Origin of the sequence: Kurthia sp. Dielmo, from assembly GCF_000307285.2 — a bacterium.
GTDB lineage: Bacteria > Bacillota > Bacilli > Bacillales_A > Planococcaceae > Kurthia > Kurthia populi.
The window spans coordinates 1-13,671 of sequence record NZ_HE578965.1; the positions used below are offsets into that span (position 1 = coordinate 1).

Genomic DNA, 13,671 nt, shown 5'->3' on the forward strand with positions numbered 1-13,671 from the left:
GTGCTTTTTTTGTGTTTAAAATATTTTTAAGTGTACTAAAAATTTTTTTCTAAAAAAGATTTAGAAACATTTATTTTTAGAAAATTTTGACTTTCTTCTATTATATATCCAGTTTGTGCGTTTTTTCACATGAGCGTAATTTATCTGAAAATTCTAAAAGTTGCTATTGACAGTAAAAACATCCTCTCGTAATATATTGAGCTATCAACAGAAAACGAAAAATTGGAATGAGGGATGAGCATGAAGGAAGCGTTGAAGAGAGAAGCATTAGCATTGCATGAGCAATACAAAGGGAAGTTGTCAGTTGAGGCAAGTATTCCCGTAAAAGGTATTGAAGAGCTGAGTTTAGTTTATTCACCTGGCGTAGCAGCACCATGTGTAGAAATTCAACATGATGTAACGAAGGCCTACACATATACAATGAAAGGCAATCTTGTGGGTGTTGTATCAGATGGTACAGCGGTATTAGGATTAGGAGATATTGGACCCGAAGCTGCGATGCCAGTGATGGAAGGAAAGGCGCTTCTTTTAAAGCAGTTTGCAGGAATTAATGCCGTACCAATTTGTTTAGATACAAAGGATACGGATGAAATTGTACAAATCGTACGTGCATTGGCACCAACGTTTGGTGCGATTAATCTAGAGGATATTTCAGCTCCGCGTTGCTTTGAAATTGAAGCACGTCTACAGGATTTAGGAATTCCAGTATTCCATGATGACCAACATGGGACGGCAATCGTTGTAGGGGCAGGACTGATTAATGCTCTGAAAATTGTAGGAAAGCAAAAAGAACAAGTTCGTGTTGTAATTAACGGTGCTGGTGCAGCGGGTGTCGCAATTTTAAAGATTTTATTATCTCTTGGTTATCAAGGATCGAATATCGTTGTTTGTGACTCAAAAGGCATTATTTATGAAGGGCGCAAAGAGGGCATGAATTCAGAGAAGGAATATGTGGCGCTTTGGAGTAATACAGCGAATCTAACAGGATCATTAGAAGAGGCAGTTGTGAATGCAGATATCTTTATCGGTGTTTCAGCCCCAAATGTGTTAACAGAGAAAATGATTTCGACGATGAATGTGGATCCAATTATCTTTGCTCTGGCAAATCCAGATCCAGAGGTGACCTATGAAAATGCGCTTGCTTGGGGAGCGAAAGTGATTGCGACAGGACGTTCTGATTATCCGAATCAGATTAATAATATGCTTGCATTCCCAGGTATTTTCCGAGGGGCATTGGATGTGCATGCAACCGCTATTACAGAAGAAATGAAACTTGCAACAATTGAAGCCATTGCAAATCTTGTAACGAGTGACCAGTTAGTAGAAGGCATTGTTGTTCCAAATGTTTTTGAAATCGATGTAACGGAAGCTGTAGCACATGCTGTTCGCCATTGTGCGTATGAAACAGGCATTGCCAAGACGAAAATTCCGGTATTTACAAAATAATAAATGGTTTTCGCAAAAAGAGCGTCAGTTATGTGAAACTGACGCTCTTTTAGTTGTTTTTCGGTACAATAAAAGGTAAGGTAATGGCAAAGAGTTATAAGGAAGTGTACAAGCTTGGCAAAGAAAACCGTATGGTATGAAGTAGAAGAAAATGAAACAATTAGCGAATGTTTGGATAGAATGCAGAAAGATGGCTATATGCCTGCAGGACGAAAAGAGGAACCGTTATTTGAAATGATTGATGGGAATCCAGTACCAGTTCGCCAATTGATTAAATTCAAAGGTCTTTTGATTGAAAGTGACGAAAAATAGATAAAAAATACGAACGATTGAATTTTTTAAAATTTAATTGTTCGTTTTTTATTGACTTCTTTACGTAGCGTTGTTAGAATGGCAATGAAAACAATATATCCCACATATATGCTAGAGGATTGGCTCTAGTGTCTCTACCCGACACCGTAAATGTTGGACTATGCGGGAAAGCAAGCACTTAGGAATATTGCGCTCGAGTTCACAGAGGGGGACTTGTCGCTTTCGTTGATCCTTGAGTAACTAGCTTTTCCACATATGTGTGTAGAGCTGACGTTATTTGGGGATTTTTTATTTGTCTAAAGGAGCGTATATAACATGAATCCGAAAATTGGTGTCATTATGGGAAGTTCTAGTGATTGGGAAACAATGAAGCATGCGTGTGACATTCTTGATGAGCTAGCAATTCCTTATGAAAAACGAGTAGTATCCGCACATCGTACTCCTGATTTAATGTTTGAGTATGCTGAGAGAGCACGCGAACGTGGTATCGAAGTAATCATTGCAGGTGCAGGTGGTGCAGCGCATTTACCAGGTATGGTTGCTGCGAAAACAACATTACCGGTCATTGGTGTACCGGTTCAATCTCGCGCATTAAACGGTTTAGATTCATTACTTTCAATTGTTCAAATGCCTGGTGGTGTACCGGTAGCAACAGTAGCAATTGGGAAAGCTGGAGCGACAAATGCCGGCTTGCTAGCAGCACAAATTTTATCAACGACAGACAAAGACATCACAGAAAAACTTGAAGCACGTCGTTTAGAAATGAAAGCAAAAGCAATGGAAAGTACAGGTGACCTACAGTGACGGCAACAATCTATCCAGGACAAACAATCGGCATTATCGGTGGAGGTCAGCTAGGTCGTATGATGGCATTAGCTGCAAAGGAAGCAGGATTTAAAATTGCTGTACTTGAACCTTCAATGGATTCTCCATGTGGCCAAGTCGCAGACATCCGCATCGTCGCACCATATGATGATGAGGCGGCACTTGAAGAATTAGCAGAAGTAAGTGATGTGATCACATACGAATTTGAAAACATCGATTACGAAGGCTTAAAACGTTTAACTGAAATTGCTTATGTTCCACAAGGTGCAGAGCTTGTACGCACGACACAAGATCGTATTTTAGAGAAGGCTGCAATTACGGAAGCAGGCAGTCCTGTCGCACCGTATATTGTCGCTAATGATTACCAAGAACTTTTAGCGAAAGTCCAAGAAGTTGGGTATCCATGTGTAGTGAAAACAGCGCGTGGTGGCTATGATGGTAAAGGGCAGCAAACATTGAAATCAGCAGCAGATCTTGTTGGAGCAGAAGTATTATTTGAACACTCTGCCTGTGTTGCTGAAGCTTTCGTACCGTTTGTAATGGAAGTATCTGTTATCGTACAGCGTAATCCGCAAGGCGAAACGTATTGCTTACCAATGGGTGAAAATATACATGTCAATCACATCCTACACGAAACGATTGTACCGGCGCGTGTTGAGGCAAAAACACTTCAGCAAGCAGAAGAGGAAGCCATTAAAATTGCGGATGCACTGAACTTAATCGGTACACTAGCAGTTGAAATGTTCGTGCTAGAAGATGGCTCGATTGTCATTAACGAATTAGCGCCACGTCCTCATAACTCAGGGCATTATTCAATTGAAGCTTGCAACATTTCACAGTTCCATCAACATATTCGCGCGGTATGTGGCTGGCCACTTCGTAAGCCGAAGTTACATGCACCATCGATTATGGTCAATGTGTTAGGTCAACATGTCGTACCGGTGATTAATTCGATTGGGAAGTATCCTGATTGGTCGATTCATTTATACGGAAAATCAGAAGCAAAGAACAATCGTAAAATGGGACATGTTACAATAATGACGGATGATATTAATCATACCTTAGAGGAAATTAATCAATCTGCTATTTGGGCAGAATAAAAGGGAGAACATTATACAATGATCGCACGTTATACTCGTCCTGAAATGGGCGCCATTTGGACAGAACAAAACCGTTATCAAGCATGGCTTGAAGTTGAAATTTTAGCTTGTGAAGCATGGTCAGAGCTAGGCGTTATTCCTAAAGAAGACGTTCAAAAATTACGCGAGAATGCTTCATTCGATATCGAACGTATTTTAGAAATCGAAAAAGAAACACGTCATGACGTTGTAGCATTCACTCGTGCCGTTTCTGAAACATTAGGCGACGAACGTAAATGGGTACACTACGGCTTAACTTCTACAGACGTAGTTGATACAGCTCTTTCTTATCAAATTAAACAAGCAAATGAAATTATCCGTAAAGACATCCAAAACTTCATCGACATCATTGCTGCTAAAGCAAAAGAGCATAAGATGACTGTTTGTATGGGCCGTACACACGGTGTTCATGCAGAGCCAACAACTTTCGGTTTAAAACTAGCTTTATGGCATGAAGAAATGCTTCGTAACCAAGCGCGCTTTGAAGCGGCTGCTAAAACAATCGAAGCTGGTAAAATTTCAGGTGCGGTAGGTACATACGCAAATATCGATCCGTTCGTTGAAAAATTCGTATGTGAAAAATTAGGCCTAACAGCAGCGCCAATTTCTACACAAACACTTCAACGTGATCGTCATGCTGAATACTTCTCAGTGTTAGCATTAATCGCAACATCAATTGAAAAATTCGCTACGGAGGTTCGTGGTTTACAAAAATCAGAAACTCGTGAAGTAGAAGAAGGCTTCGCTAAAGGTCAAAAAGGCTCTTCAGCAATGCCTCATAAACGTAACCCAATCGGTTCTGAAAACATGGTAGGGATGGCTCGCCTAGTACGCGGTCACATGCTTACTGCTTACGAAAATGTTCCATTATGGCATGAGCGCGATATCTCTCACTCTTCAGCAGAGCGCGTAATCATTCCAGATACAACAATTGCAATCAACTACATGTTAAACCGTTTCGGTAACATCGTGAAAAACTTAACTGTGTTCCCAGAAAATATGAAACGCAATATGACACGTACATTCGGTCTAATCTACTCTCAACGTGTATTATTAGCACTTATCGAAAAAGGTCTTTCTCGTGAAGAAGCTTACGATACAGTACAACCGCTTACTGCACGTTCTTGGGATGAGCAAATTCAGTTCCGTCCATTAGTAGAAGAAAACGAAAAAATCTCTTCTCTACTTTCTGCAGAAGAAATTGACGATTGCTTCGATTATAATTACCACCTAAAAAATGTGGATATGATTTTCGATCGTCTTGGTCTTAACGATTAATACTTGCTTTAATAATGTCAGCACACAGTGAGTGCGCTGACATTCTATTTTCAAAATTTTGATTATTCAATAAATTATTATCCTACGGGGGAATTCAAAGTGGAAAAAGGTCAACTTTTATACGAAGGTAAAGCAAAACGATTATATGCAACAGATACAGAGGACGTTTTATACGTTGAGTACAAAGATAGCGCAACAGCATTTAACGGTGAAAAGAAAGCTGAAATTGCTGGTAAGGGCGTACTGAATAACAGCATTACATCATTGATTTTCGACAAATTAAAAGCAGCTGGCATTGAGTCTCACTTTATCGAGAAACTAAACGATAATGATCAATTAGTTAAAAAAGTCGACATTATTCCAATTGAAGTTGTAGTCCGTAACATTGTAGCGGGTAGCCTGTCAAAACGTTTAGGCATCGAAGAGGGTACCGTCCTTCCTCGCACGATTGTCGAATACTACTACAAAGATGATGATTTAGGTGACCCAATCATCAACAACGAGCATATTGATATTTTAGGCATCGCATCAGAAGAAGAAGTTCAAGCCTTATATGAAAAAGCACAACAAGTGAATGATGTCATGGCCCCATTCTTCAAGGAAATCGGCGTAACATTAGTCGACTTCAAATTAGAGTTTGGTCGTGATGCACAAGGTAACGTATTATTAGCAGATGAAATTTCACCTGACACTTGCCGTCTTTGGGATACGGAAACGAATCAGCATTTAGATAAAGATGTATTCCGCCGTGGTTTAGGTGACTTAACAGAGGTTTATAAAATTATTCTTTCTCGTCTAGGAGGACAAGCTTAACATGAAAAAGGTCAAAGTATACGTAACATTACGCGAAAGTGTTTTAGATCCACAAGGCTCAGCAGTAATGGGCTCACTACACAACATGGGATACGATGAAGTACAAGATGTGCGCATCGGTAAATTCTTAGAATTACAGCTTGCTGACGCAGAACGCGATGTTGATACTGCAGTCAAAGAAATGTGTGAAAAATTACTAACGAATACAGTCATCGAAGACTACCGTTACGAAGTCGAGGAGGCTAACTAACATGAAATTCGCAGTACTCGTATTCCCTGGGTCGAACTGTGATTTAGACATGTATCACGCAATCAAGGACGAACTTGGCGAAGAAGCAGAATATGTTTGGCATGACGAAACAGATTTAAGCGCATATGATGGCATTTTAGTACCAGGTGGTTTCTCTTACGGTGACTACTTACGCTGCGGCGCAATGGCGAACCAATCAAATGTTATGAAAGAAGTAAAAAAGCCGCTGAAGCTGGTAAGCCAGTACTAGGCGTTTGTAACGGATTCCAAATCTTAACGGAAGCGGGTCTTTTACCAGGTGCACTTCTACGTAACCGCGACTTGAAATTCATCTGCAAAACAGTGGAACTCAAAGTAGAAAATAACCATACATTATTTACAAATGGTTATAACAGCGATGAAGTTATCTCTATTCCAATCGCTCACGGTGAAGGAAATTACTACTGTGACGACGCGACATTAAAGCAATTACAAGACAATAATCAAATTGTCTTCACGTATAATGGTGAAAACCCAAATGGTAGTTTAGAAAACATCGCAGGTATCGTCAACGAACGCGGCAATGTGCTTGGTATGATGCCTCACCCAGAGCGCGCAGTAGACGAGCTTATCGGCGGTGCAGATGGTCTTAATTTATTCAAATCAATTGTAAAACAGTGGAGGGAATCAAATGTCAACTAAGCTTGAGCCAACAGCGGAGCAAATCAAAGAACAACAAATGTATGCAGATTTAGGTATGAGCGACAGCGAGTTTGCCCTTGTTGAAGAGATTTTAGGACGCTTACCAAACTGGACAGAACTTGGTCTGTTTTCAGTAATGTGGTCAGAACACTGCTCTTACAAAAACTCTAAGCCGGTTCTTCGTAAATTCCCAACAGAAGGTCCACAAGTATTACAAGGTCCTGGTGAAGGTGCCGGAATCGTTGATATCGGTGATAACCAAGCGGTCGTATTCAAAATGGAATCGCATAATCACCCATCAGCAATCGAGCCTTACCAAGGTGCTGCAACAGGCGTCGGCGGTATTATCCGTGACGTATTCTCAATGGGTGCACGCCCTGTTGCGATGTTAAACTCATTACGCTTTGGTGAACTAGACGCATCCAAACGTGTGAAATATTTATTTGAAGAGGTCGTTGCTGGTATCGCAGGCTATGGGAACTGTATCGGGATTCCAACAGTAGGTGGCGAAATTCAATTCGACCCTTGCTACGAAGGAAATCCATTAGTTAATGCGATGTGTGTCGGCTTAATCGACCATGATGATATTCAAAAAGGTATCGCAGCGGGTGTTGGCAATACGGTAATGTACGTAGGTGCTAAAACAGGTCGTGACGGTATCCACGGTGCAACATTTGCATCGGAAGAACTAACAGAAACATCAGACGAAAATCGCCCAGCTGTTCAAGTGGGTGACCCATTCATGGAAAAACTGCTATTAGAAGCTTGTCTTGAATTAGTTAAGTTTGATAGCTTAGTTGGGATTCAAGATATGGGTGCCGCTGGTCTAACATCATCTGCATCAGAAATGGCATCAAAAGCCGGCTCTGGTATCGAAATGAATTTAGACTTAGTGCCTCAACGTGAAACAGGTATGACAGCATATGAAATGATGCTATCAGAATCGCAAGAGCGTATGCTTGTTGTCGTGAAAAAGGGTGAAGAACAACCAATCGTTGATCTATTCGCAAAATACGGTCTGGATGCAGTATCTGTTGGTGTCGTAACAGATGATAAACAATTCCGCTTATTACATCATGGTGAGGTTGTAGCAGATGTTCCAGTTGATGCATTAGCAGAGGATGCGCCTGTTTACCACAAACCATCAGCTGTTCCAGCTTACTACGAGGAATTCCAAAAAATGAAAAATGAGGAGCCTCAAGTAGCAGATTATAAAGAAACATTACTAGCATTATTACAACAACCAACAATCGCTTCAAAAGAGTGGGTTTATGGTCAATATGATCATCAAGTACGTACATCAACTGTTGTGGCTCCTGGTAGTGATGCAGCCGTTATTCGTGTACGTGGTACAAATAAAGGATTAGCGATGACAACAGACTGTAACTCTCGCTATATTTATTTAGACCCTGAAGTGGGCGGTAAAATCGCTGTAGCAGAAGCAGCACGTAATATTATCGCATCAGGTGGTCAGCCACTTGCTATTACAGACTGCTTAAATTTCGGTAATCCAGAGAAGCCTGAAATCTTCTGGCAAATCGAAAAATCAGCAGACGGGATCTCAGATGCTTGTCGCGCATTAAACGCACCAGTTATCGGTGGGAATGTATCTCTTTACAACGAACGTAGTTCAGAAGCAATCTACCCAACACCAACAATTGGTATGGTTGGTTTAGTAGAGGACCTGGCACATGTAACAACACAAGAAGCGAAGCAAGCGGGCGATGTTGTATACGTTATCGGTGAAACAGCAACGGAATTCGGTGGCTCAGAGCTTCAAAAATTAACAAATGATGGTAAAGTATTTGGCTTAGCACCTGCGATTGATTTAGATGTAGAACATGCACATCAACAATCATTATTACAAGCAATCAAAGCGGGCGTTGTTCAATCTGCACATGATGTAGCAGAGGGCGGTTTAGCAGTAGCGTTTGCTGAAACAGTATTCGGTACACAACTTGGTGCAGAAGTAGAACTTACAGGCTCTGCAACGACTGCTTTATTCGCTGAATCACAATCACGCTTTGTTGTAACAGTTGCACAAGAAAAAGCAGCACGATTTGAAGAAATCGTTCCTGCTGCAAATAAAGTGGGGATCATTACGCCAAATGCTGATCTTGTGATTAAAGGAACAGATGGAACAACTTATGTAGAGGGCGCCGTAGCAGAATTCCATGACGCTTGGAGAGGAGCTATCACATGCTTGCTGAACTCAGAGGCTTAAACGAAGAATGTGGTGTGTTTGGTATTTGGAATAATCCAGATCCGGCACAATTAAGTTATTATGGGCTCCATGCTTTACAACATCGTGGGCAAGAGGGCGCTGGTATTGTCGTATCAGACCGTGAACGCTTACGTGCTGTAAAGGGTGAAGGGTTAGTTAACGATGTTTTTGACGAAGAAAAATTACGCGCTGTTGAAGGTACTGCTGCCATTGCACATGTTCGCTATGCGACAGCTGGTGGCAATGGTATCGAAAATGTTCAACCGTTATTATTCCACTCTTCGACAGGTAGCTTGTCGATTGCTCATAACGGGAACTTAGTAAACGCGAATCGTTTAAAAAAGCATCTTGAGCGTCAAGGAAGCATTTTCCATTCTAGTTCGGATACAGAAGTTGTCGCGCATTTAATTAAGCGCTCAACATTACTACCATTTAAAGAAAAAGTGAAAAGTGCATTGAATTTATTAATCGGTGCCTATTCATTTTTAGTGATGACAAAGGACGAAATGATTGTGGCACGTGACCCGCAAGGCTTACGTCCACTAGCATTAGGCAAGCTAGGTGAAGGCTATGTTGTCGCATCTGAAACATGCGCCTTTGATTTAATCGGTGCATCGTATGTGCGTGATGTCGAGCCGGGTGAATTATTAGTCATTAATGATGACGGTATTAAGTCGGAGCGCTTTGCAGTCGAAACGAATCGTGCGATGTGTGCGATGGAATATGTCTACTTAGCACGTCCGGACTCAGATATTGATGGCATTAACGTGCATATGGCACGCAAACGTATGGGGCGTCAATTAGCACGTGAATGTGCACATATCGAAGCGGATGTTGTAACGGGTGTTCCGGACTCAAGTATTTCCGCAGCGATTGGTTTTGCTGAAGAAAGTGGTCTGCCATATGAGCTAGGTTTAATTAAAAACCGCTATGTTGGTCGTACATTTATTCAACCAACACAGGAGCTACGTGAACGCGGTGTAAAAATGAAATTATCACCCGTTGTGCAAGTTGTTAAAGGCAAACGTGTTGTCATGGTCGATGACTCCATCGTACGTGGCACAACGTCTCGTCGTATTGTAACGATGTTAAAAGAAGCCGGCGCAGCAGAAGTACATGTTGTGATCAGTTCACCACCGATGTCGAATCCTTGCTACTACGGCATTGACACTTCATCAAGTGAGGAATTAATTGCTTCGACAAAAACAGTTGAAGAAATTCGCGACACAATTGGTGCGGATTCCTTAACATTTTTATCTCCTGAGGGCATGATTGAAGCGACAGAGCGTCCATTTGATGAACAAAATCGTGGCCTATGTCTTGCTTGCTTCACAGGTGAATATCCAACACAAATCTTTGCAGATACCGTACTACCACACGAAAAAGAGTTACAAAACTAAGGAGGAACTTATTGTGTCAAAAGCATATGAACAAGCTGGCGTAAATATCGAAGCTGGTTATGAAGCAGTACAACGTATGAAATCACATGTAGCCCGCACAGAACGTAAAGGCATTATGGGAACATTTGGGGGATTCGGAGGTATGTTTGATTTATCTTCGTTAAACTTAAAAGAACCTGTCTTAATTTCAGGTACTGACGGTGTTGGTACGAAATTAAAGCTCGCATTTATGGTCGATAAACATGACACAATTGGTGTAGATGCTGTGGCGATGTGCGTCAATGACATCGTTGCACAAGGTGCAGAGCCTCTTTATTTCTTAGACTATGTAGCGGTAGGTAAGGCAGTTCCTGCAAAAATCGAACAAATCGTTAAAGGTGTAGCCGATGGTTGTGTACAATCGGGTGCTGCATTAATCGGTGGTGAAACGGCTGAGATGCCAGGTCTATACGATGAGGATGAGTATGATTTAGCTGGTTTTGCAGTAGGGGCTTGTGAGAAGAAGGATATTGTAACAGGTGAGCGTATTGCTGAAGGTGATGTCTTAGTTGGGCTTGCATCAAGCGGTGTGCACTCAAACGGTTATTCATTAGTGCGTAAAATTGTTTTTGCGGATAAAGGCTATACACCGGAGCAAATCGTAGAAGGTTACGAAGATCTTGGTCCAATTGGTGAAGCATTATTAACACCAACGAAAATTTACGCGAAACCGGTTCTTGATATGTTAAAAGAGGCGGATGTGCATGGTATGGCACACGTAACAGGTGGTGGCTTCTATGAAAATCTTCCACGTATGATGCCAGAAGGTCTTGCGACAGAAGTAGAGCTTGGTTCATGGCCTGTGTTACCGATTTTTGATTTCTTAGCGGAGCAAGGCGAGCTAAAACAAAAAGATTTGTTCAACGTATTTAATATGGGGATTGGCTATGTGTTAGCAGTTCCTGCAGCGGACGTTGAAAAAGTAATTGCTGTAGCAGCGCGTCATGGCGAAAAAGCATACAAAATCGGTCAAGTGGTTGCAGGCGAAGGCGTTGTCTTCAAAGGCGAGCATGATGGGAGTCTTGCGTAATGAAGAGCATCGCAGTTTTTGCATCAGGTAGCGGCTCAAACTTTCAGGCGATTCAAGAGGGGATTGAGCGTGGTGACATCGATGCGACGATTAAGGTCGTTGTGACAGATAAGCCAGGTGCCTATGTGACAGAGCGAGCAGCAGCGAAAAATATCCCTGTATTAGCACTTAGTCCAAAAGCATATGACTCAAAGGAAGCGTATGAGCAGGCGATTTTAGCCGAGCTTCGTAAAAATGAAGTTGAGTTTTTAGTGCTAGCTGGCTATATGCGTCTGATTGGCGCTACATTACTTGAAGCCTATCCTAATCATATTATTAATATTCATCCATCACTTCTTCCTTCATTCCCAGGGAAAGATGCGATCGGGCAGGCGCTAGCACATGGTGTCAAAATCACTGGTGTGACCGTGCACTATGTAGATGCAGGAATGGATACAGGACGCATCATTATGCAGCGTGCCGTTGATGTAGTAGAAGGCAACCGCGAGGAAACGGAAGCGGCGATTCATGCGATTGAGCATCAATTATATACAGAAGTGTTAAAATATTTGTTCAATTCTAGTGAAAATCGTGTAAGATAGAATTATCAAAACTTTATTATATTAGTAGAGTAAAGTGTTTGTGCGTACAGGCACTTTATGATGCTAAATTGCTGTACATAATCTAAGGAGGAACTTATTGTGACGAAAAGAGCATTAATCAGTGTTTCTGATAAAACAGGCATTTTAGAATTTGCGAAGGAATTAGAAACATTAGGCTATGAAATTTTATCAACTGGTGGTACAAAAAAACATTTACAAGAAAATGGTGTAGCAGTAACGGCTGTCGACGAAGTAACAAACTTCCCAGAAATTCTTGGCGGTCGTGTAAAAACACTGAACCCATTAATCCATGGCGGTCTTCTTGCAAAATTTGATGACCCAGAACATCAAGCACAAATGGACGAACATGGCATCGCGCCAATCGAAATCGTTTGTGTAAATCTTTATCCATTCGTTGAAACGATTTCAAAACCAAACGTAGAATTTGCTGATGCAATCGAAAATATCGATATCGGCGGTCCTACAATGCTACGCTCAGCAGCGAAAAACCAAAAATATGTGTCTGTAATCGTTGATGCAACAGATTACCCGGCAGTATTAGCGGAATTAAAAGCAGACGGTCAAACAACACTTGAAACACGCCGTCGTTTAGCTGCAAAAGTATTCCGTCACACAGCGGCTTACGATTCATACATCTCAAACTACCTAACAGACTATGTAGGCGAAGAGTTCCCAGATCAATTAACACTAACATACGAATTAAAACAAACATTACGCTACGGTGAAAATCCTCACCAGAAAGCGGCATTCTATCAAAAACGTCTAGCTTCTGATTTCTCAGTAGCATATGCGGAGCAATTACACGGGAAAGAACTTTCTTATAACAATATTCAAGATGCCAATGCAGCACTTCAAATTGTAAAAGAATTTACACAACCAGCAGCAGTTGCTGTGAAACATATGAACCCGTGTGGCGTAGGTGTAGGTGAAACAATTGCGGAAGCATTCAACGAAGCATACGAAGCAGATTCAACATCAATCTTCGGTGGTATTGTCGCGCTTAACCGTGAAGTGGATGCACAAACAGCTGAAAAACTTGCGGGTATTTTCTTAGAAATTATCATTGCCCCTTCATTCTCACAAGAGGCGATTGAAAAGCTAACAGTGAAGAAAAACATTCGCTTACTAACTATTTCATTCGACCAAAATACAAAAGATAAATTCAACACAGTATCTGTTGAAGGTGGCTTACTAGTACAAGAGCCAGACCGCAATGGCTTTGACGAAGCAGATATTCAAGTAGTAACAGACCGCGAACCAACAGAAGCAGAATGGGCAGCACTAAAACTGGGCTGGTCTGTTGTGAAGCATGTGAAATCAAATGCAATCGTTGTAACTGACGATAAAATGACATTAGGTGTAGGTGCTGGTCAAATGAACCGCGTAGGCTCTGCGAAAATTGCTTTAGAGCAAGCAGGCGAAAAAGCAAAAGGTGCTGCATTAGCATCGGATGCATTCTTCCCAATGCCTGACACAGTAGAAGAAGCGATTAAAGCCGGCATTACAGCGATTATCCACCCAGGTGGTTCAAAACGTGATCAAGATTCAATCGACGTAGCAAACGCCGCAGGTATCACAATGGTAACGACTGGCGTACGTCACTTTAAACACTAGAATTTACGGTATGACACA

12 protein-coding genes, 1 pseudogene and 1 riboswitch are annotated in these 13,671 nt (G+C 41.5%); all 13 genes and pseudogenes read left to right on the forward strand.

Annotated elements, in window-relative coordinates; genetic code table 11:
* Positions 1 to 240 precede the first annotated feature (240 nt).
* The 13 genes and pseudogenes from KTHG_RS19270 to purH all read left to right on the forward strand — a co-directional run bounded on the left by KTHG_RS19270 (position 241) and on the right by purH (position 13,653).
* Positions 241 to 1,446 (forward strand): NAD(P)-dependent malic enzyme, encoded by a 1,206-nt coding sequence (locus tag KTHG_RS19270; protein ID WP_139995962.1) that lies wholly within the window; start codon positions 241 to 243, stop codon positions 1,444 to 1,446.
* A 114-nt stretch (positions 1,447 to 1,560) separates the two neighbouring features.
* The gene (locus KTHG_RS19275) at positions 1,561 to 1,758 is read left to right on the forward strand and encodes an NETI motif-containing protein (RefSeq protein ID WP_139995964.1); all 198 of its coding nucleotides are present in this window, start codon (positions 1,561 to 1,563) and stop codon (positions 1,756 to 1,758) included.
* Between the two features lie 82 nt (positions 1,759 to 1,840).
* A riboswitch (purine riboswitch) is annotated at positions 1,841 to 1,939 on the forward strand.
* A gap of 134 nt (positions 1,940 to 2,073) precedes the next feature.
* Positions 2,074 to 2,562, forward strand: a complete 489-nt coding sequence (gene purE / locus KTHG_RS19280) for a 5-(carboxyamino)imidazole ribonucleotide mutase (protein WP_126989126.1) — start codon at positions 2,074 to 2,076, stop codon at positions 2,560 to 2,562.
* Entirely contained in the window at positions 2,559 to 3,683 is a 1,125-nt protein-coding gene (gene purK / locus KTHG_RS19285) for a 5-(carboxyamino)imidazole ribonucleotide synthase (protein WP_126989127.1), read from the forward strand. The genes purE and purK overlap by 4 nt, the downstream gene beginning before the upstream one ends.
* An 18-nt stretch (positions 3,684 to 3,701) precedes the next feature.
* Positions 3,702 to 5,000 (forward strand): adenylosuccinate lyase, encoded by a 1,299-nt coding sequence (gene purB / locus KTHG_RS19290; RefSeq protein ID WP_126989128.1) that lies wholly within the window; start codon positions 3,702 to 3,704, stop codon positions 4,998 to 5,000.
* A gap of 99 nt (positions 5,001 to 5,099) precedes the next feature.
* Positions 5,100 to 5,813, forward strand: coding sequence for a phosphoribosylaminoimidazolesuccinocarboxamide synthase (gene purC / locus KTHG_RS19295; RefSeq protein WP_126989129.1), 714 nt, complete (start codon positions 5,100 to 5,102; stop codon positions 5,811 to 5,813).
* Position 5,814: 1 nt separating this feature from the next.
* Positions 5,815 to 6,063, forward strand: coding sequence for a phosphoribosylformylglycinamidine synthase subunit PurS (gene purS, locus KTHG_RS19300; protein WP_139995967.1), 249 nt, complete (start codon positions 5,815 to 5,817; stop codon positions 6,061 to 6,063).
* 1 nt (position 6,064) lies between these two features.
* A pseudogene (gene purQ, locus KTHG_RS19305) lies at positions 6,065 to 6,744 on the forward strand (phosphoribosylformylglycinamidine synthase subunit PurQ).
* Positions 6,734 to 8,968 carry a phosphoribosylformylglycinamidine synthase subunit PurL gene (gene purL, locus KTHG_RS19310; protein ID WP_139995969.1) on the forward strand — a complete coding sequence of 745 codons (2,235 nt, stop codon included), beginning with the start codon at positions 6,734 to 6,736 and terminating at the stop codon, positions 8,966 to 8,968. The pseudogene purQ and the gene purL overlap by 11 nt, the downstream one beginning before the upstream one ends.
* Complete coding sequence (purF, locus tag KTHG_RS19315; RefSeq protein ID WP_126989133.1) at positions 8,944 to 10,368, forward strand: amidophosphoribosyltransferase; 1,425 nt, start codon at positions 8,944 to 8,946, stop codon at positions 10,366 to 10,368. Before purL ends, purF begins: the two co-directional genes overlap by 25 nt.
* Before the next feature lie 13 nt (positions 10,369 to 10,381).
* Positions 10,382 to 11,437, forward strand: coding sequence for a phosphoribosylformylglycinamidine cyclo-ligase (gene purM, locus KTHG_RS19320; RefSeq protein ID WP_139995971.1), 1,056 nt, complete (start codon positions 10,382 to 10,384; stop codon positions 11,435 to 11,437).
* Positions 11,437 to 12,018, forward strand: coding sequence for a phosphoribosylglycinamide formyltransferase (gene purN, locus KTHG_RS19325; protein ID WP_139995973.1), 582 nt, complete (start codon positions 11,437 to 11,439; stop codon positions 12,016 to 12,018). Before purM ends, purN begins: the two co-directional genes overlap by 1 nt.
* A gap of 99 nt (positions 12,019 to 12,117) precedes the next feature.
* Complete coding sequence (gene purH / locus KTHG_RS19330; protein ID WP_126989136.1) at positions 12,118 to 13,653, forward strand: bifunctional phosphoribosylaminoimidazolecarboxamide formyltransferase/IMP cyclohydrolase; 1,536 nt, start codon at positions 12,118 to 12,120, stop codon at positions 13,651 to 13,653.
* The last annotated feature ends 18 nt before the right edge of the window (positions 13,654 to 13,671 follow it).